Source organism: Novosphingobium sp., assembly GCF_036803765.1.
Taxonomy (GTDB): domain Bacteria; phylum Pseudomonadota; class Alphaproteobacteria; order Sphingomonadales; family Sphingomonadaceae; genus Novosphingobium.
Window position 1 is genome coordinate 14,805 of record NZ_DAIRTS010000016.1, and the last position, 20,024, is coordinate 34,828.

18 protein-coding genes are annotated in these 20,024 nt (G+C 58.4%); 11 read left to right on the top strand and 7 right to left on the bottom strand.

What is annotated here, in order from left to right; translation table 11 throughout:
• Window positions 1-66 precede the first annotated feature (66 nt).
• Genes V7Q48_RS11745 through V7Q48_RS11755 form a run of 3 tightly spaced genes read left to right on the top strand, consistent with a single transcriptional unit; the run spans window position 67 to window position 4,473 of the window.
• A complete protein-coding gene (locus V7Q48_RS11745) occupies window positions 67-2,148 on the top strand; it encodes a GumC family protein (RefSeq protein ID WP_333838331.1) in 2,082 nt (693 codons plus the stop codon).
• A 1-nt stretch (window position 2,149) separates the two neighbouring features.
• Window positions 2,150-3,454, top strand: coding sequence for a hypothetical protein (locus V7Q48_RS11750; protein WP_333838332.1), 1,305 nt, complete (start codon window positions 2,150-2,152; stop codon window positions 3,452-3,454).
• The gene (locus tag V7Q48_RS11755) at window positions 3,451-4,473 is read left to right on the top strand and encodes a glycosyltransferase (RefSeq protein WP_333838334.1); all 1,023 of its coding nucleotides are present in this window, start codon (window positions 3,451-3,453) and stop codon (window positions 4,471-4,473) included. The genes V7Q48_RS11750 and V7Q48_RS11755 overlap by 4 nt, the downstream gene beginning before the upstream one ends.
• Here V7Q48_RS11755 and V7Q48_RS11760 read toward each other — a convergent pair.
• The 5 genes from V7Q48_RS11760 to V7Q48_RS11780 all read right to left on the bottom strand — a co-directional run bounded on the left by V7Q48_RS11760 (window position 4,421) and on the right by V7Q48_RS11780 (window position 8,996).
• A complete protein-coding gene (locus V7Q48_RS11760) occupies window positions 4,421-5,374 on the bottom strand; it encodes a glycosyltransferase family 4 protein (protein ID WP_333838336.1) in 954 nt (317 codons plus the stop codon). The genes V7Q48_RS11755 and V7Q48_RS11760 overlap by 53 nt on opposite strands.
• A gap of 111 nt (window positions 5,375-5,485) precedes the next feature.
• Window positions 5,486-7,012, bottom strand: coding sequence for an O-antigen ligase family protein (locus V7Q48_RS11765; RefSeq protein WP_333838338.1), 1,527 nt, complete (start codon window positions 7,010-7,012; stop codon window positions 5,486-5,488).
• A 10-nt stretch (window positions 7,013-7,022) separates the two neighbouring features.
• Window positions 7,023-7,514 carry a glycosyltransferase gene (locus V7Q48_RS11770; protein ID WP_333838339.1) on the bottom strand — a complete coding sequence of 164 codons (492 nt, stop codon included), beginning with the start codon at window positions 7,512-7,514 and terminating at the stop codon, window positions 7,023-7,025.
• Window positions 7,511-7,975 (bottom strand): glucuronosyltransferase, encoded by a 465-nt coding sequence (locus tag V7Q48_RS11775; RefSeq protein WP_333838341.1) that lies wholly within the window; start codon window positions 7,973-7,975, stop codon window positions 7,511-7,513. The genes V7Q48_RS11770 and V7Q48_RS11775 overlap by 4 nt, the downstream gene beginning before the upstream one ends.
• 94 nt (window positions 7,976-8,069) lie before the next feature.
• Window positions 8,070-8,996 (bottom strand): glucosamine inositolphosphorylceramide transferase family protein, encoded by a 927-nt coding sequence (locus V7Q48_RS11780; RefSeq protein WP_333838342.1) that lies wholly within the window; start codon window positions 8,994-8,996, stop codon window positions 8,070-8,072.
• Window positions 8,997-9,188: 192 nt separating this feature from the next.
• Between V7Q48_RS11780 and V7Q48_RS11785 the strand changes: the two genes are divergently transcribed.
• The 7 genes from V7Q48_RS11785 (at window position 9,189) to V7Q48_RS11815 (ending at window position 16,899) form a co-directional block, all read left to right on the top strand.
• Complete coding sequence (locus V7Q48_RS11785) at window positions 9,189-9,947, top strand: metallophosphoesterase family protein (RefSeq protein WP_333838343.1); 759 nt, start codon at window positions 9,189-9,191, stop codon at window positions 9,945-9,947.
• A gap of 226 nt (window positions 9,948-10,173) precedes the next feature.
• The gene (locus V7Q48_RS11790; protein WP_333838344.1) at window positions 10,174-11,340 is read left to right on the top strand and encodes a nucleotide sugar dehydrogenase; all 1,167 of its coding nucleotides are present in this window, start codon (window positions 10,174-10,176) and stop codon (window positions 11,338-11,340) included.
• A gap of 10 nt (window positions 11,341-11,350) precedes the next feature.
• Window positions 11,351-12,364, top strand: coding sequence for an NAD-dependent epimerase/dehydratase family protein (locus V7Q48_RS11795; protein WP_333838345.1), 1,014 nt, complete (start codon window positions 11,351-11,353; stop codon window positions 12,362-12,364).
• 117 nt (window positions 12,365-12,481) lie between these two features.
• Window positions 12,482-13,798 (top strand): O-antigen ligase family protein, encoded by a 1,317-nt coding sequence (locus tag V7Q48_RS11800; RefSeq protein ID WP_333838346.1) that lies wholly within the window; start codon window positions 12,482-12,484, stop codon window positions 13,796-13,798.
• A gap of 1 nt (window position 13,799) precedes the next feature.
• Window positions 13,800-15,095: a hypothetical protein gene (locus V7Q48_RS11805; RefSeq protein ID WP_333838347.1), complete on the top strand. Its 1,296-nt coding sequence runs from the start codon at window positions 13,800-13,802 to the stop codon at window positions 15,093-15,095.
• 55 nt (window positions 15,096-15,150) lie between these two features.
• The gene (locus V7Q48_RS11810; RefSeq protein ID WP_333838348.1) at window positions 15,151-15,624 is read left to right on the top strand and encodes a serine acetyltransferase; all 474 of its coding nucleotides are present in this window, start codon (window positions 15,151-15,153) and stop codon (window positions 15,622-15,624) included.
• Between the two features lie 30 nt (window positions 15,625-15,654).
• Window positions 15,655-16,899 (top strand): hypothetical protein, encoded by a 1,245-nt coding sequence (locus tag V7Q48_RS11815; protein ID WP_333838349.1) that lies wholly within the window; start codon window positions 15,655-15,657, stop codon window positions 16,897-16,899.
• A gap of 35 nt (window positions 16,900-16,934) precedes the next feature.
• Here the strand turns inward: V7Q48_RS11815 and V7Q48_RS11820 are convergent, their stop codons facing one another.
• Window positions 16,935-18,026 (bottom strand): glycosyltransferase family 4 protein, encoded by a 1,092-nt coding sequence (locus V7Q48_RS11820; RefSeq protein ID WP_333838350.1) that lies wholly within the window; start codon window positions 18,024-18,026, stop codon window positions 16,935-16,937.
• Between the two features lie 195 nt (window positions 18,027-18,221).
• Here V7Q48_RS11820 and V7Q48_RS11825 point away from each other — a divergent pair, with 195 nt between their 5' ends.
• A complete protein-coding gene (locus V7Q48_RS11825; protein ID WP_333838351.1) occupies window positions 18,222-19,043 on the top strand; it encodes a WecB/TagA/CpsF family glycosyltransferase in 822 nt (273 codons plus the stop codon).
• Between the two features lie 49 nt (window positions 19,044-19,092).
• Here V7Q48_RS11825 and V7Q48_RS11830 read toward each other — a convergent pair whose 3' ends face one another.
• Window positions 19,093-20,013 carry an SDR family NAD(P)-dependent oxidoreductase gene (locus tag V7Q48_RS11830; protein WP_333838352.1) on the bottom strand — a complete coding sequence of 307 codons (921 nt, stop codon included), beginning with the start codon at window positions 20,011-20,013 and terminating at the stop codon, window positions 19,093-19,095.
• Between the last annotated feature and the right edge of the window lie 11 nt (window positions 20,014-20,024).

The window sequence follows — 20,024 nt, forward strand, 5'->3', positions numbered from 1 at the left end:
ACGCAGCTGAGCAGGCCTGACATGGAAATCGCAATAGCCCAACAAGAAGAATCTACGCTCGCCGAGGTGATCTTGCGGGCTCGCGATGTTTTCGTACGTCGCTGGAAGGTCTTCGCGCTCGTATTCGCGGCGCTGTTCGTCGTAGGTGTGGCGGTCGTCTTCGTCCTGAAGCCGAAGTACATTGCCACGACGCACATTCGCATCGACCCTTCGCGCGATCCGGTTGCCGCACAGACCAACGAGGTCAAGACGGGCCTGTCGGACGGCGCGATCGAGACCGAGGTGGCGGCGTTCTATTCGCTGGCACTGGCCAAGAGCGTGGTCGACGACCTGCAATTGACCAAGGATCCGGCCCTCGTCGAATTGGCGCAAAAGGCGGGTGCCGCGACGCCGGACGACATCAAGACCAGCATCGCCAACGAACTGCTGCGACGCCTCAATGTAGCGCGCGAGCAGACGACGTATGTGCTCGATGTCAACTTCACTGACAACGATCCGGTCAAGGCTGCGCAGGTCGCCAACGCATTTTCCGAGCACTACATCGCCGGCTCGGTCGGTTCGCGCACCAGCGTCGCCAGCGCGCAGGCCGAATGGTATCAGCAGCAGTTGCAGAAGCTCAGCCAGGAAATCACGCAAGCCGATGATGCTGCCGCGCGTTTCAAGGCGGCCCATGGCCTGACCGTGAGCACGAGCAGCGGTTCGTCGTCGGGCACGCTGGTCGACCAGCAGGTCCCCTCGCTCGCCTCGAGCCTCGCCGATGCGGAATCGACCGCCGCAGCGGCGCGCGCGCAATACCAGTCGGCGCTGGCGCAAGCCGCACGCCACGGCGTGGGTTCGGTACAGGAAGTCCTTGCCTCGCCGATCATCGCCCAGCTTCAGGCGCAGCGCTCCGCGCTCGTCCAGCAGCAGCAGCAGGCTAACGCCAACTTCGGCCCGATGCATCCGTCTGCCCGCCAGACCAATGCCGGCCTCGAGGAACTGGACAAGCAGATCGCGGCGGAAAGCCAGAAGATCGTATCCTCACTCGGCTCGGTTGCGGCTTCGGCGCAGGCGCGGGCCGACAGCCTTCGCGGATCGCTGAAGTCGGTCGAGGGTATCCGCACCGGACAGGCTGCCGATTCCGTTACCGCCAATGCCCTCGACCGTGAGGCCGAGGCCAAGCGCGACCTTTACAAGCAGTTGAGCGAACAGGCGCAGGCGAGCCTGCAGGCGTCGCAGAACTCGATGTCCTCGGCCACGATCATCGACAAGGCCGTGCCGCCGCAGGAACCGTCGTCGCCCAATCGTCCGCTGTTCATCGTGCTCGCTGCCATCTTTGCCGCGATCGCAGGCACTGCCACGATCGCCATGCAGGAACTGCTGTCGGGCTCTGTCCGCAACACCGACGACATCGAGAAGAAGCTCGGGCAGCGCCTGCTGTCCGCAATCCCGAACGTCAAGGACGACAAGCCGGCAGCGCTCATCACCGAGCGGCCGACCTCGATCTACGCCGAGGCGTTCCGTATCGCACGGACCGGCCTGTTCGGTGCGCGTGGTTGGCCGACGGACAGCGCGATCATCGCCTTCACGTCGTCGCTGCCCGGCGAAGGCAAGACGACATCGTCGCTCGCCTTCTCGCGCTCGCTGGCGGACAGCCAGCGTCGCACCCTGATCATCGACTGCGACGTCCGACGCGCGGCCCTTCCGGGAGCCTCGGGCGTGGTGTGCGACAAGGGCCTGGTCGAGTATCTCGGCGGTGAAGCCGAGATTTCGGACATCGTCGTCCATGCCGACGACGGCGGCCTCGACATGATCCTGGTCAAGGCGCCCTATTTCAGCACGACCAACCTGTTCGACAACGATCGCATGGCCAAGCTCCTGGCCTGGGCGCGCCAGAACTACGACCAGATCGTGCTCGACCTTCCGCCGATCGTGGGCCTGGCCGACGGGCGCAACCTTGCGGCGATGGCCGATGTCGTGGTCTTCGTGGTCAAGTGGAACGCCACGCCGGTCGCGATCGTGCGCAGCGCGCTCGATGCCCTGCAGGATATCGGCAAGGCCCCGGCCGGCGTCATCGTCAACGCCGTGTCGGAAACCTCGGACATGCTGGCCTCGGGTTATTACTACCTGAACCGCTACTCGAGCTATTATCAAAACGCCAACGCATGACATGACCGGTGGTCGTCGGCGCGCGTTCCTGCCGCAACATCTTGTTCGGCAATGGGCGCGCACCGGCGACCTTGTGCGATATGGTGCAGCCCTCGTCGGTACGGCCGGCAGTTCGGGCGCCCAGTTCGTCCTGACGATCGCACTGCTGCGGCGGATGCCGCCCGACGGGTTCGGGCGCTATACCTTCCTGATGATCGTCAGCCAACTCGTCTGGGGGCTCGGCGGGGCCCTGTTCGCCGCGCCGCTGGCCAAGCTCGCTGCGGGTGGCAGTGGCGAGGGCGGGGCAAGGGCAGCCAAGGCGGTCATCCGGCTGCAACCCTGGTTTGCGCTGGCCTGTTCGCTGGTCGCCTTCGCCGTCGCCGTGGCGATCGGCGCGGCTGCCTTGGCAAGCTTCGTCTTTGCGCTTCTCGTCGCGTCAGGGGGCCTTCGCCAGTTCCTGAGGATCGCAGGCTACAGCAAGGGGCGGCAGGGCCGCGTCGTCCTGTCCGATGCCCTCTACACCGCCTGCGTCCTTGTCCTGACGGGCTGGCTTTACTGGATCGGCAATCAGGACCTGGTCCTGGTGCTCGGCATTCTCGCCGCGGCGCATATCCTGGGCACGCTGCCCTTGGCCTGGCTGATCCTCGAACGTGGCGACGGCATCGGCAGCCGTTCGGCGGTAGTGGCCTATCGTGCGATATGGCGCGACTATGCCGGCTGGTCGCTTGTCGGCTTGATCGCCACCGAGACGACCGGCAATGCGCACAGCTACATCGTAACCGCGGTTGCGGGGCCGATGGGTTTCAGCGCCATCGCGGCGAGCACCGTCCTGTCCAAGCCCGCCACGGTGGCGATGAACGCGCTTAGCGAGCTTGAACGGGCGCGCATGGCGCGGTTCCATGCCGAAGGGGCTCTCGACCGGTTGCTGAGCACGCGCCGGCTGTTCCGCGCGATGGTGCTTCTGCTCTGGCTCGGGACGGTCGTGCTTACGTACCTCGCGCTCCATGTCTGGCCGGCGCAATTCTTTCATGATCGATACGATTTGACCGCGCTGCGCACGGCCGGATGGCTGTGGGTTCTGGCCATGCTGGTCCGCTGCTGGTGCCTGCCCGAAGCGATGGAAATGCAGGCCCGTGGGGCGTTCGACCGCCTGGCATCGACCAGGTTCATTGCGGCGCCAATTAGCTTGGTGGGCTCGTTGCTTGCCGTATTGATTGCAGCGCCGGAATGGTCGATGCTGGCCATATGCGCCGGCGAGGGGGTTTCGACGGCCCTGCTGATGCGTGCTTTTCGTCGGCTTGGTAGGACTGAGTCTGAATCTCGATGATAACGGTCGCGATCAAGGCGTTGAATGAAGAGGCGCACATCGCCGCGGCGATAGAAAGTGCCCTTCAGGCGGTCGCGCCTTTCGATGGTGTGGTCGTTTTAGCCGATAGTGGTTCGACCGACAGAACGACGGAGATCGCCCAAAACTATCCGATCACGATTCTGCGCCTGGCCGATCCAGAACAGCGCTGTTGCGGTGCGGGTGCGCAACTGGCGTTCCAGGGGGTTGCGACCCCATGGTTCTACCTGATGGACGGCGACATGGTGCTCGAGGCTGACTTTCTCGCACCGGGGCTGGCCTACCTTCAGGCCAATCCCGGTTGCGCCGGCGTGGGTGGCCGTGTCATCGAGACGGTTCTTGCCAACGCCGAGTTTCGCATCCGCAATGCCGCCATGGCGCGCGAGCCTCACCGGCGCGAAGGCCTGGTCGATCGCCTGGACGGCGGCGGCCTGTACCGGACCGATGCCATCCGCTCGGTCGGCTATTTCGCTGATGCCAACCTTGTCTCTTACGAAGAATTCGAACTGGCGGCGCGGCTTCATGCCGCCGGTTGGTCTTTGGCGCGGATCGACCGGCCCGCTGTTTCGCATGCCGGCTATACCGAGGGTGGCTATACCCTGATGTACCGTCGTTTCGTCTCGAGACGCATGGATGGTGCAGGGGCCGTCTTGCGCGCGGCATTGGCACGACCACATTTCGGAAGGGTTCTTCGGCGGCTCGCGCCACTTCGAGTCACGGCGATCGTCGCCCTGTGGTGGGTGCTGCTGGTTGCCGCCATGTGGAGCGGGCGGGATGGGCTTGTTGTGGCTTTGCTGGTCGTGCCACTTGCGTTCCTCACCTTGCGGCGTGGTTCGCTTGCGCTCGGGGTCTATTCATTCTGTCAGTGGAACCTGACTGCCCTCGGAACGCTGCGGGGCCTGCTGGTCCCCCAACGCAATCCCGCGAACGGCATCGCCGCCACCTTGCTCAAACGCGGTCCAACGCCTGTCGGCATGACGTCAGCACCCGTTGAACCATGACGGGCCAGCCGTATTCGCGACGTGTCCTTTCCCCCGCAGCGCGACCCATCGCGCGCACCTGATCTGGCGTCAATTCCGCCAATCGATCGAACGCGGAGCAGGCAGGATCCGCTTGATCCGCCAAAAGCCCGCCCATGGCCTCGACCATGTCGCGCGCGCCCGCCATCGGCAGGACCACGGGCAGGCAATCTGCCGCCAAAGCCTCGAGCACGATCAGGGGAAAGCTGTCGATAGCAGACAGATGGACCAGGACGTCCGCTGACCGCAATTGCTGCTGCATTGCCACTTCGTCGAGCCAGTCGATCTGTTCGACCACATCTTCGAGCCCGGCCTGTCGGATCGCCTCGGCGATCGAGTCCATGGTTGCCGGATCGGATCGGCCGACGAGGCGGGCCTCGAATGGAATGTGGGCGGCACGCAGCCGGGCGCACAGTGCCAGCATGTGGAACGTGCCCTTCTCAGCCGAAAACCGTGCGGCGTGAAGCAGCCGGAGGTGACGAGGACGGCGTTGCACCGTCTCGTCCGCTTCACCGTCACGCAGCGCCGACTGAGGCAGGAACGTGCCCAGAACCGTCGTGGGCAGATCAGGGATCATGATTTCGTGGCCTTGTCCGCGAAACAGGAGAAGGATGCCATCCGCGCGGCCCACGAGCCAGCGCACCAGGCCGCGGCGGAGTACCTTCTGCTGTACGGCACTGTTGGCGCCGAAATGGGGTGTCGCGAGAACGCGCATGCCGGCAATGCGGGCCAACGCCACATAGAACGCATCGGGCAGGTTGCTGACCTGCACCCACGCGACGTCGTGGGTGCGGGCGAGGCGGCGCAGGCGAACGAGCGCCATGGGCAGGTCCAGCAGGGCACGCGCGCCGCGATAGGCGGTGTTGGTCGCGATCAGGTCCACGTCGGTCGGCGGCGTTGCACTGGCCAAGGCAGCACGTGCCCGGTCACAGAACGCTTCAAGCCCGCCGGGATGCCTAGGTGTGCCGCCGATCAGGCATAGCCGCATGGGCGCTCAACTCCGCCGCCGCCGGACCCGCTTCGATGCCGTCGCCGGCATCGTTTCCGGCTCGGCGTTCGCGTCACGGTTGGCCCAGTCGAACAGGTCGTCGCTACCCGCCTGGGCCGCCTGGACCCGCGGGTTGACCACCATGGCCAAGGCGATCGTGATCATGAGAAAGACCTGGCCGATCGTATCACGGTCGAACAGGCTGCTCTCGGTGAAGTTGTGGCCGATGAAGAAGATGACCAGCGAGAGCAGCAAGGCGCTGCTGTCGCGCCGTGTCTGGCGCCAGGCCAGGATCCGCAGCACCGGTGCGACGAAAGCGCCGGCGATGATGAGCGCCAGGCCGATCGGACCGACCGCAGCAAGCAAGTCGAGATATCCATTGTGCGCTTCGGAAACCAGCTGGACCCAGCCCTTGCCATAGCGGAAGATCGGGCTGGCGGGGCCGATCTGCCAGAACGAGCCATAGCCTGCACCCAATACGGGATGATCCAGATAGAATGCCCAGACGGCGTCCCAGATCGCGGTACGGCCGGTGAAGGTAATCGGCGTGTTCAACGCTTGTTCGAGCATCGGGAACAGGATGTTCTGCAAGGCGAACAGGCCGACGGCGATCGCGATCATCGCACCGATGGCCAGGGAGCGGTAGCGGAACCGATAATAGACCGCAGTGGATGCCACCCCCAGCGCAATGATGCAGACGCCGAGAGAAGTCTTGGAATTCGACTTCCACATGAAGAAGGCTGCGGCGAGGATCACGACGATCTGGACGGCGCGAGGCAGCTTGCCGCGGTCGAAACCGCAGAACATGATCGTCAGGGCACAGACGATGCCGGCCATGTTCTTGTGGCCCATCAGGCCGTACCAGTTGCCGAGGAGGCTGGCATCACCATCGAGCATGACCTGGTGAATCGAGCCCAGCGGGTTGACCAGAACGGCAATGTAATTGGCCGCGAGCAGCAGGATGAGTGCACCCTGGATCATCGTGATCGTGGTGCGATACCCGATCTGGCGAATGACGATGAACGCCGTCCACGCCGCGATGAATAGCAGGATGAAGCGCCGCCCGCTGCTAGCCGGGTCGATGGCCCAGACGATGCTGAGTGCACACCAGGCGATCGCCAGCATGAGAGGTGGGGGAATGACCAGGAGTCGTGCGGGCGCGTCCCATCCGCGGACGGCGATGATCGAGGCGAGCGCGATCAGCGTGTAGCCGATCTGGCGGATGACCTGTTCGAAGCCGTTGCCCTGACTCGTATAGGTCATGTACGGACCGAACAGCACGAGGACGAGGAAAGCGCCGAAGGCGATGCGCAACGCCCGCTCCGCCACGGGCCGATCTGCCAGCTGCCCGGCGCTGTCGGCGGTATCCTGTCGCCTTCCGGCGACGCGCTTGCGCCGCTCGACCGTGCGGCGCGCCGGCGACGGATCCGCAGGCCCGGGGGGCATGTCCGGGGCGGCACTTCCGGCCACTTCGATCTCGCTGGTGCCGATGGTTTCCCGGTCCGGCACGGGCACAGCCGCTCGATCAGTCATGACATGTCACTCACGTCCGAACCTGTCCCAAAGCCTTGGTCAGAAACCCGGCGATTTCCGTGCAGACCGCCACTCTTCCCCGGCAGTCGCGCGTCGCGGGAGGAGGCGGTGGTGGATCGGCGATGAAGCGACGCAGCGATGCCTGATCACGAGCCACGGCAATACCGGCGCGCCCATCGAGAGCGCTGGCCGTCGCCATCTGATGATCGTTGCGATGCTCTGCCAGTTCGACAGCTCGCGGGAACAGGATGAGGCTGCGTCCGTGCCGTTCGGCGGTCAGGATGGTACCGATCCCGGCGTGCGAGACGATGACCCTCGCCCGATCGACGAGATTCTCGAAATCGAGCGGCGCAATGACCCTGTGCCACTCCATGTTTACGGGTAGGTACTTGGCCCGGCCGATCTGCGCAACGACGGGTTCGCCGAGATCGGGCGCCATGGCATCCATCATCTGGATCAGGCGATCGAACGGCAACTGCGTGCCCACCGTCACCAGGATCACAGCAGTGCTCCACGATAGAGCACGCGCCTGCCGCCAGCCAGGTGCTCCCACTGTGTCAGCCACAGTGAGGTGAACGGGCGGGCGACACGGCCACTGAGCGATGGTGCATCGGAATTGGCGATGCTGTCCACCCAGACCGTCTGCGCGCCGATCACCCGTCCCGCGATCAGGCAGAACAGGCCGGGTAGCGCACCCGTGGTGACGACCACCTTGGGGCGCAGCTGCAGCACGAGCTGCAGGCTGGCCCACATGCAGCGCAAGGACTTGCGCACCTGGTCGCGATTGCAGTCGGGAAGAACGGCGAGATCGACGATGTTGTCGCGCATCGACAGCTGCGGGTTCGTCGTGGCGTAGACGACCGAACGGCCGGTGAATGCCGACCGGAGCAGCATCAGTTCGTCCCAGTGCCCCCCGCCGGAAGCGATGGCGAGAATCTCGGTGGTCGCCCGTGCGCGCTTCATCATACGCATCCTGTTTTGCACTGCAGCGCGAAGCCGACAACCAATTTGTTGCGGATTCCACAGGGGCGGATCGCCGCCGACGGGCGGCGCAGTATCATTCTGACCCGTCCCCCGCCATCGTTTTCGCAGCACGCCCAGTTCGCAGCCGCCGCAACTCGCGTAGCGGCCTGCTGACCAGGCCGGAGAACGAAAACCGGCGCTGCTTGACGTCGATCAGCGTCACGTGCCCGGCGGGTGACAAGGTATGGCAGCCATCGACGAAGGGGTGGGCAGCAACCGGCGCGGCCATGAAGCCACCCTGCTCCAGCCGCACATCGCCATCGATCGCATCGACTTTCAGCAGGCGAAGTCCCGAGCCGTAGGACCGGGTGCAATCCTGTATGGGCAGAACGAGGCCTTCGCGGGACGTCAGGACGGGGCCGGCAGGCCGCGCTCCGGACTGGTCGCGCCAAACCGGGTTGCCGCGATGAGGGGACCAGGGGCCCAGGAGGTCCGGTGCGGTGGCAAGGTTGAGGTGAGTCAGACGCTCACGGGCAGAACCGACCGGGGCGTAGAACATCCACCATCGGTTGCCGACGCGGAACGGCGTCGCATCGATGGCCGGCAAGTCGATCGTCGCCGCCAGGACCCAGTCGAGAGGGAAAGTCCGAGCGCGGTAGATGCGCAGATGTCCGGATTCGCAACATTCCGGGATCATCCAGGTCTCGCCATCGTGCTCGACGATGAACGGATAGGACAAGTGGAACGGTTCGCGAAGGACCGTCCGGGTTTCGACCGTGCGAAACTGCTTGTCGACAATGTGCACGCCGATCGTCCCGCGGGCGTCGCGGTAGTCGAATTGCTCGACGAAAACATGAAGATGATCGTCGCGCCACAGGCCAAAAGGATCGGCGGTGTACGCCAGCGCGCCGGATTGCGGCAGGCCATGCAGCGCAAATCCGTCGAGCGATCCTGCATCGAGGATCGCATCGATGGGCGCTTCGACGATCATCGGACGCCAGAAATCCTTGACGATCTTCATCTGGCTAGAGCGGTCCGGTTTGCCTGCGTTGCCGTCAGCGTCGACACTTGCGACGCCATGATGGTTTCGCCATTTGCACGATGCCACCCAAGGCGGCTAATGCCATTCGCTCCGGGCCGATTGCCACAGCCCCCTCCGAGCAACAAGGCGCGCGTGCAACGCATTATGAAAGTCCCCAAACAAAGGAGCACTATGCACCGCGTGCGGCGAACAGCCAAGGGCGAACGCATTTACGTGATCGGGGACGTCCATGGACGCTACGACCTTCTGCGCGACCTGTTGCGGCGGATCGAACAGCATTCACGCGGCCGCGGGCAGGCGGATCGCATCCATATCGTCCTGCTGGGGGATATCGTCGATCGCGGTCCCGAATCCGCGCAGGCCTTGCGGTTTCTTCATGAATGGACCCGGCATGCGCGCGGGCAGCATATGCTGCTGGGCAATCACGAGGAGATGATGCTGCGGACGTATGGCGGAGACGCCCGCTCGTTCCGCGCCTGGCTGAGAGTGGGCGGGAGGCAGACGCTGCAGAGTTTTGGTCTGTCGATCGGCAAGGACGACGATCTGTACGACCCGCGCGTGCTGCGTCACGTTCGCGAAGCGTTGCCTGACGAGTTGATGGCGCACGTAGCCCGGTGGCCGCTGACGGCCCGTTCGGGGGACTATTTCTTTTGCCACGCGGGTGTGCGACCGAGTGTCGCGCTGGACAAGCAGGCCCGGCAGGACCTGATCTGGATTCGCGACGAGTTTCTATCGGATACCCGCGACCATGGCGCGATCATCGTGCACGGCCACAGCATTTCGCCAACGATCGATCGCCAAGCCAACCGGATCGGTATCGACACGGGCGCTTATCATACCGGCGTTCTGACGGCGGCCTATTTCGAGGACGACATGATGGACTTCATTTCCACCAGTCCGGAAGACCACACGACGGCATTGCTGCGGTAAACCGATGTCTTCGATCTGCAGCATAATAGCCGACTTGCCGAAATCTCTGCTAGAATCACGCAAAGGGTCCGGGCGAATAATACAATTCGATTGACGTTCTATGCTGCAATGCGGAATAGCTTTGCCGCCGGATCGCTGATTGCGTGCCGCCGGCAAATGGGCTTCGTGATGCCGATACCGCGCATCACGATCCCGGGGACCAACGCTGGTGCGAGAGACTGCCGCTATGAAGATTGCCGTTTTCGGACTGGGATATGTTGGCCTGTCCAACGCAGCGTTGCTCGCGCAGCACAGCACGGTCATGGCCGTCGACGTCAATGCCGAGCGGGTTGCCTTGCTCAACGCGCGCAAGTCGCCCATCGTCGATGCCGAGCTCGAGGACTTCCTCGCCACGCGCGAACTGGACCTCACCGCGACGCTTGATGCCCACGCCGCGCTGGCCGCTGCCGACTACGTCATCGTCGCGACGCCCACCAATTACGACGTGGACACGAACAAGTTCGACACGTCCTCGGTCGAAGCCGTGATCAAGGCCACGATCGCCGCCAACACGAATGCGACGATCGTCATCAAGTCGACGATCCCGGTCGGCTTCGTTGACGACGTGCGCGCGCGCTTTGGCACCGCGCAGGTGATCTTCAGCCCCGAATTCCTGCGCGAGGGCCGCGCGCTCTACGACAACCTGCACCCCTCGCGGATCATCGTGGGCGAGCAGTCGGAACGCGCACGCGTGTTCGCCGATCTCCTGCGCAACGGCGCCATCAAGCAGGACATCGACGTGCTGTTCACCGGCACGCGCGAGGCCGAGGCGATCAAGCTGTTCTCCAACACATACCTCGCGATGCGCGTCGCGTTCTTTAACGAGCTCGACAGCTACGCCATCGCCGGCGGCATGGATTCGCGCCAGATCATCGACGGCGTCGGCCTCGATCCGCGCATCGGCACGCATTACAACAACCCCAGCTTCGGCTACGGCGGGTATTGCCTGCCCAAGGACACGAAGCAGCTGCTAGCCAACTACTCCGAGGTCCCGCAGAACCTGATCCGCGCGATCGTCGACGCCAATCGCACCCGCAAGGACTTCCTCGCCGACCAGATCATCGCGAAGAAGCCCCGCAAAGTCGGCGTGTTCCGCCTGGTCATGAAAGCCGGCTCCGACAACTTCCGCCAGTCCTCGATTCAGGGCATCATGAAGCGGATCAAGGCCAAGGGCATCGAGGTCGTGATCTACGAGCCGACGATGACCGAGGACGACTTCTACGGCTCGAAGGTGATCCGCGACCTCGCCACGTTCAAGGCCGAAAGCGACGTGATCGTCGCCAACCGCGCCACCGCCGAGATTGCCGACGTGCCGGACAAGGTGTTCACGCGCGACCTGTTTGGATCGGATTGAGGAACTGACAATGCGTACTGCTCTCGTAACAGGATCCGCGGGGTTCATTGGGTCGTTTGTTTGTGCCCGCCTTCTCAAGGATGGCTTCAGAGTCATTGGCTTAGACGCGATGACCGACTATTATGATGTTGCACTTAAGGAGCGTCGCCATGCAGGACTGCTCCAGTCCGAGCAGTTCCGGGCCGTGATCGACAAGGTTGAGACGCCAGGCCTGCTCATGGATCTTTTCGAGAATGAGCGGCCTGACGTTGTGATCCATCTCGCCGCGCAGGCAGGTGTCCGTTACTCGATCGAAAACCCTCGTTCGTACCTCGAAAGCAATGTTGTCGGTACCTTCGAACTGCTTGAGGCTGCACGGGCTTATCCGCCCCAGCATATGCTGCTGGCGTCGACTTCGTCCGCGTTCGGGGCCAATACGGAGATGCCTTACCGGGAGACGGACAAGGCCGATCACCAGATGTCGTTCTACGCCGCCACGAAAAAGGCGACCGAGAACTTTGCCCACAGCTACGCGCACCTGTTCGGCCTGCCGATCACGATGTTCCGCTTTTTCACGGTTTACGGACCGTGGGGCCGCCCTGACATGGCGCTGTTCAAGTTCACTAAGGCCATCCTCGAGGGGCGCCCGATCGACGTGTACAATCACGGTGATATGAAGCGCGACTTCACGTATGTGGAGGATCTGGTCGAGGCTATCCGCCTGCTGATCGACGTGCCGCCTGTCGCGCCCGTCGATGGCGAAATGCCGGCGGAAGGGGACAGCCTCTCTCCGGTCGCGCCGTGGCGGGTGGTGAACATCGGCAATTCCGATTCGGTCCAACTCACCGCCTTCATTGAGGCGATCGAGGCGGCGACCGGCATCAAGGCTGAACAAAACCTCATGCCGATGCAGCCCGGTGACGTGCCCGCCACCTGGGCCGATGCTGAGTTGCTCAAGGCGCTGACGGGGTATACGCCAAAGACCGACGTGCGGGAAGGCGTAGCCAAGTTTGTCGCTTGGTATCGGGATTATTATAGGGTTTGACAGCACTGAATGTGCTGGCGGGAGCAGGGCATTGACACCTTGCTTCAGGCCGGTAGATTTACTTGAATTCGGTTTCCATATAGACGCGCTACATGGCACTTTTTTAAACGGTGGCGTATGTTGGATGATCCCGAAGTTCCTTCACCGCAATTGGTGGGAAGAAATAAAAGATCGAATAAAAGTGGTCGGGCCAATTCTGTTTTTTCCGCCGGCGTAATGACGCTTGCGACTTTGGCCGTATTTTTTTCCGTTGGGCCGTTTAACGATCAATTAATTCGGTCTTCCAACGGAGGATTCGATCAAGTTCAACAATACCTAACGATATTCCTGTGGTCTGCCACTGGCATCATGAGCATTTTAGGCCCGCTCTCAAGGCGCGCAGGAAAAATTCCGGTAGGATTGTCTGCGTTCTATGCATACTCCGCTTTAAGTGGCGCGTGGGCGGAAAAAGTAGAGGATGGGCTCCTTAAAGGCGCTATTTTGCTTGTTGTTGCGGTAATGGTCTACCTTTCAACATTTTCATTAGACTTAAAAAAGATGATGAAATGTGTTAAGATCGCAACACTGATTTTATGTGCTTTGTCATGGCCTATTGCGATATTAATGCCTAGCATCGGGACGTCGGGCTCATATTATCACACTGGCGCTTGGGAAGGTATCTTTAATAGTAAGCAGGCTTTAGGAATTAGCGGGGCCTTTTTAGCCTTTGCTAGTATGAATGATTTTATTGACAGATCCGCAAGGCAAAAATTTAGTAGATTGCTAAGTAACTTACTTGCATCTGTTTTTGGAATTACTACCTGCGTAATGTCCGAAAGTCGTGGTGCGGCGGCGATTGTTATTGTTGCAATTTTTATGGCGTATATTGGGAAAAATCTCGCAAATATCAGGAAGGTATTTGTGACGATTCCGCTCTTAACGCTAATAGCGGCTAGCGCAATGATTGCTTATATTGCAGGAACCGGCCATAACGGTTTTTATATTATCGGTCAAGAAATCACTTTAACGCAGCGTACCTTGATATGGTCTCATGCGATTCACCACTGGCTTGATCAGCCACTGCTCGGTTTTGGTTTGAACGGATTTTGGACCGTTGATAAATTCAATAGCGAGTTTCTCGGACAATACGGATGGTTCATTGCCAATTTCCATAGCGGATATGTTGCTGTTCTTACGGAAGTTGGGATAATTGGCTATGTATTATTTTTCTTAATGACATTCTTTCTTTGTATTCGATTGCTTAGCGGTTTGTCATACAATAAATACGACGAATACTCAAAATTTGTTCTGGTTGTTGGAGTTGTAATTATTTATACATTAAATCTGACTGAGACATTCTTTTTAAGATCTACTAATTTTCTAAACTGTTTTCTTTTGTTCATAATATTCAAAGCGTACGGCTCCTCTGAACCTGTTCTTTCCCCAAAGGTGTAGCGTGGCGAAGTTGCTCAAAAGTCGCAGATCTATCGTGCGGTCGTTGACTGCCATGTTTGGAGCCTTTGCTGCTCCAGCCGGCGCCGTTGCGAGGCAGCAAGCGGTTCGTAATGGAGGTAGCTTGCCAAAGCTCTCTAACGGATCTGGATTGCTCAAGATAGATTTTGATAAAGCTGGCGCATATTTGAGCGATGCGGCCGTGCATACTGCTGGATTCAATAGAATTGGAATAGGTGAAGGGCGATATGTCCATGACAAAAGCGCCAGTGATGTATTTGCCAAGCAGTTTCCTGCGGCAACCATAACGGATCATAGCGGAAGGATTTTTCGACTAGTTCAAGATCGTATTGGTCCTAGTCATTTTGGGGCCTACGGTGACGGTCTACGAGATGATTGGCCAGCTTGGGACGAATGTTGCCGATACGCTCGCCAATTCGGTATTAAGACGATATTTCTAAATGGAAGCAGTTTATATGGATCTAAAACCTTCGAACTTCCGGTAGGCATTAATATAGAATCAAGCGGCGCTGTATTTTACCCCCTCGATAACTTCGAGGGTGACTGCGTTGTATCAACGCCGGATGGTGAAATATACAATGATGTTATGATTGATAGTCTATCGGTCGATGTACTCGGAAAAAGATCCGTTAGCGGCCAACCAATATCTGGTGTAATTTTTAAATGGATTTCTTACATCCGTGTAGGAAGGGTCATTGTAGAAAATTCCACGGGTAATGGACTGCAAATTCTAAAAGGAAAAACGGGCGCACCGGAGGGGTCAACGCATCAGCTTTATTTGGAATATGCTTCCATCAAGGCTGACAAAAATGCGGATCCCGAAGCAACTGGCGTAACAATAGACGGATCGGACCACTTTTTTGGTTATGGTGTTGTGTTTGGTTTCTCCGTGGGTGGTTCGTCAGTGGGTTCCAATAACGCCCTAGGGACTTGGCATGTTTGGAGCCGCTATCGTGCTGGATGGCGACAAATGCGACTAGGCTGGGATGCGGTTGGAGAGGGTAATCGTGGCACGATTGAGGTCGATAGTCCAGGAATGGTGGTTCCTACCGAAAAGCCGAGTTTGGAAAATGGTCCGGTGGGAATTCATGTCCATGGGAATGCAATTCGAAATCGCCTTGACGTGATCGTAAACGTATCCCGCTGGGGTGATCCGGGGATCAGGCCTCCGCCAATGTCAATAACTCCGGCGATGGTTGAAGTAAAAAACAGCATTATTGATGTCGATGTGGTCGATTATCTCGGGCGCATTGCTGGGGTAACAACGATAAAGGAATGAAAACATAATCTATTTTGGGTGATTTATGTCGATATTAATGCTAAAAACGTATGTAATGCAAGATTTTGAAGCTAATCAAGGTAACGGCAAGGGAAGGATTTTTCTTTTAATATTTAGATTGGCGAAATGGCTAGATGGATCGTCTGCATTGATACGAACTTTTGGCATTCCAGTAATTTATTTTTACAAAATAGTCAGTCAATTTGGGTTTGGCTGTGATTTTCCACTTACAATTTCGTTGGGTAAGTCTGCCAAGATCGTCCATATTCACGGACTGGTCGTAAACAAGCGAACCGTGATCGGCGAAGGGGTAATTCTTCGAAATGGCGTTACACTAGGGGTGAAAGGCAATGGGATGGCTGGCGCTCCGGTGATCGGCGACCATGTGGAATTCGGCTCGAACGCAATCGTGATTGGTCCTGTCCATATAGGTAGCGGCGCCAAGATCGGAGCAGGGGCGGTCGTATTACGCGACGTTCCACCAAATGCTATCGCCGTGGGCAATCCTGCCCGCATCTTGACACGGTAAATGCGCTGACACTTAAGAGTGGGGACTATCGTGAAATTATCACAGGCAAACCGGGACCGGATCTTGAATTTGTCGGGTCCGTTGATTTTTTCGGGTTCCGGGTTTTTTGCCTCTTTTTTGGTTCAGCGCGCAAGTTCGCTACATGATTTTGGCGTCTTCGCATTTGTCCAGGTGGTGTTGGCAACGGGCATGGCGCTGTCGAATGGGCTCGTGACTGTCCCTGCCGCGTCCCAAATTGCGCAGGGCGGGCTGTTTGACGACGTCGAACGAGTGTTCGTGCCCACAGTCTGGGGCATATCCCTGATGGGGAGTCTAATGCTCATCCCGGTAATTTGGTCTGCCGGCGCTTCGTCAGGCGTCTTGGTGGCATCGGCACTGCTGGCATTGGCGACTTGGTCTCGATATGCGTTCAGGGCGCTGGCGTTGGTCGGTCAACAACGAAAAGAGGCTAGAAACTCCGATGTTGCTTACGGCCTTGTCTACTGCTTGCTGCTTGTCGGAGCCGCGATTATCAGACTTGAAAGCATTGTTTGGTTTCTTACCCTTCAGATATTCGCGTCAATCCTATCTGGAATACCAATTCGTCAGGTTTGGTTGAGACTTCCGAATTTTAGCCGAGATTGTTATATTAGTTACGTAGCGCGTTTCAAGCGCACTGGCGCTGGCTCGCTGCTGTCTTCGATATTTGGCCAGATCTCATCTAGTTCACATGCCTATCTGACCACCTTGTTTCTGTCGCCTGCTGCGTTTGCGCCGATCGCATTGGCTACGCTTACGTTCCGTCCGTTGGGCGTGGTGTTGACGGGAGTGATGCAATTTGAGACACCCCGAATTGCAGCCTCACTTCGCGACCAATCGGATCAAAGCTCCATCATCAAGCTTTTACGCGATCTTTTTTTCATAATGGCCATCGTGTGGGTACTGAATTGTTTGTTAGCGTTTCCTATCGCATATTGGTCGGACCGGCTCTTTGCATCTCGGGGGTACGAAGCTTCCCAAGTCCGAATTGCCATTTTTTTGATGGCGATTTTGGTGTTTTTCCGAGCATTGCGAGAGCCACATACCGCATTGCTGGCAGTGAGTGGTGCGAACCTTCACTTGGCAAAATTTAGCGGAATTTGCTCTGTTCTGACTTTGTCTCTAGTAATTATTTTTGCGCTAACATTTAAAAATAATTCTCCATTGACAATATTAGGCCCGGTTATTGGAGAAATTGTGAATTTTTTGGCAGTTCTATCGCTATCACGACGAAGATTTGCGTCCGCCGTTTCATAAATTGCAATCGACAGCCCATGTAAATGAATGTCAAGTTAGTCTTCAGACTGACAACCAAACATTTCGGCGTAGAATTTCGCGCTCATGGCGTCTGAACTGAAGTTCTGGGACCTCGCAATTCCTTTGGCTGCCTGCGTGTCTCGATAAGGGCGCGATATGAGATTTTCTATCTCTGCAGCCCAAAGGGCGGCGTCCAAGGGGAGTGTAATCGCTCCATCCCCGGCGACTTCTACCAGAGCCGGATAGTCTGAGCTTACGACTGGGGTGCCCGCTGCCATAGCTTCGACCATTGCGAGGCCGAAAGCCTCAAAGATCGATGGGAAAGCAAATACGTCACCTGCATGCATGAAGTCCGCGATATCTTGCGGCGGTATACGCCCTATCAACGAAAACCGTTCGGACAGATTGGCATCCTTCGCCTTATTTTCAAGTTCGGACTTCAATTCCCCTTCGCCGACAATGACGCATCTATAGTCTGTGGGAAGCCTCTTGAGGATATCAATCAAAAAGGATTGATTTTTTTGGTGCGACAATCTGCCGCAATTAATCAGTATCTTTTCGCCTTCGCGAAATCCGAATTTATTTCTTGCGTCCGCTCTGCTCATCGATGGCTCAATCGGGCGAATGCCGTTGTGGATGATCTTCAATGTGCTTCGGTAGCGCTGAGGGTAATCTTTCAAGCCATTAAAAATTGCTTCGGATGCCGCTATATTGGCGGTGTAAATACCAACGGCGCCGCAAAATTTGTCTAATGGCACCGCGGCAAACTTGGAATCATGAGGGGGGTTTGTCTGCGTCGCAATTCTGGATTTTATCCCAAAAAATAACCCCAAAGTGGTTGCTATGGGAGATGCGTAGTGTGCAAATCCTACCACTGAAGCATATTGGCCATTTTTATATAGCCTTAGTAGTTTAAAAAATCCCTTTAACAACGATATCGGGTTTTTTGTTTTTTCATGAAATATGGCAATAATGCTCTCATTTTCAGCAATGGCGGCACTCTTCCTGTAAAGGAAAACAATATCGACTTTTCCGCCGCGTTCTTCGATGAATCTTTTCAGCTCGAGTGCCCGGATCTGGACTCCGCCCAGTTCCATTTGCGTACAGACAAGCAGTGCTCTCTTCACGTGCGCAGACTCCTTGTATTCCATTCGATGTGAGGCGCGTCGTCGGTTCTGCCTAAACTGATTATTCCAGGCGAATGGCTCCTTTCTGTGGCAAAGCATTTTACGTCCAAATGCAACAATTTTCTTGCACTGCGGCATAGCTAGCGCCAAAATTGCAGTGTGCGAGGCTTAACCCGTTGCAGTGGGAATTCATCCGTGGTCGAATCGATTTTCATCAAAGCAAGCGGTTCGGGCAGCGATGATGCTGTCGGCTTGGCCCGTGCTGTCGTAGGGGGCTTGCCGACATTACAGATCACCCGTCCCGCCTTCGCGGACCTGATGGTTGCTGATTGCAAAAAAGCCCAGCTTTCACGCGATAAGGCCATGCCTAAATTGGTTTTTTCGTCTAATGGCCAGGGAGTTGCTCTCGCTGGTCAAGACCCCAAGTTTCGCGATGTCATGCTGAAGGCGACATGGATCCATGCAGACGGGCAGTCGGTCGTGTTTGCAAGCCGCTTGACCAAGGCACCGCTCCCCGAACGCATCGCAACGACTGATTTCTTTCATGACGCTGCGGAAGCTGCAGTGCAGCATAATCTTTCATTTTTTGTTCTGGGTGGTTCGGAAAGCCAGAACGAACGCGCGGTCGAGCAAATGCTCACGCTTTATCCTGGCCTGAAGGTAGTCGGCCGCCGCAACGGCTACTTCAGGCCGGATGAAGAAGACGCGATCTGTGCTGACATCCGTGCCAGCGGTGCGGACGTATTGTGGGTAGGGCTGGGCAAGCCCCTGCAAGAGCATTGGTGTGTGAGAAATGCCGCCAAGCTTAAGGGCGTCGGCTGGATCAAAACGTGCGGTGGCTTGTACGGATTTCTATCCGGCGACTCGCCGCGTGCTCCAAACTGGATGCAAGATCTTTGCCTCGAATGGTTGTTTCGGACACTCCAAGATCCCAAGCGCCTGGTTTGGCGCTATTTAACAACCAATCCGTATTCTCTGTATCGTCTGCTTCGCTACACAAAGTCCGAGCCGGTTTGATCCAAGCCCCGTTCCAGATGGAACGAGGCTTTGAGTTTTGTCGGTTTCGTCACACTCCACTCGCCTTCGATCGCGCCCTTGCCTCTGCGAAGGACTTTGCCCGAAACGCCTCGAAGGCCACGCGCTGGTCGTAGCCGGTGTCCTTGGGGTAGTCCTGGTATTCGGCGATGATCTCGTCGAAGATTTCGCGCATCTCTTCCTTGTGGTCGGGGTGCGAGAAGATGTGGAGGCGGTTTTCGCGCATGGCGTCGAGGGTGCGGCGGGCGATGACGTCGGGTTCCATGCCGAACTCGTGCACCCCGGCGAGGCGATCGACCGCGGCCTGGTTCACCGGCTTGGCACCGGCTTTCAGGGCATCGGGGCGGATCGCGTCGCTGGCGTAGATGTAGCTCTTGACCAAGCCCGGGCATAGCACCGAGACGCCGATGCCGTATTGCAGCAGCGAGTAATGCAGCGATTCCGACAGGCCGCGCACCGCGAACTTGGTGGTGTTGTAGATCCCCGGCGTGCCCGCGGCTAGGAAGGCGGCCATCGAGGCGGTGTTGGTGATGTGCCCGCCAGTCTGGGTGCCGGCCTTCACCCGCTCGACCATGCGCGGCACGAAGGTCATGACCCCGTTGATCACGCCGTGGAGGTTGACGCCGAGCAGCCAGTCCCAGTCGTCGTAGCTCGATTCCTCGATCGGCTGGAAGAGATTGACGCCGGCGTTGTTGAACAGCAGCGAGACCGGGCCGAATTCGGCCTCGACGCGGTCGGCGGCCTTGCGGAAGGCCTCGCGGCTGGAGACGTCGAGCTGGACGCCCATGACTTCCCGGTTGTCGAGGCTGGCGAGCGCCTGGTCGATCGAATCCTGGCGGATGTCGGCGATCGCGACCTTGCAGCCCTCTTCGAGCAGCTGGCGAACGAGGCCGATGCCGACGCCGTTGGCGCCGCCGGTGACGAAGGCCGTACGGCCGGCATAATCCTTCATGAGTCTTGCTT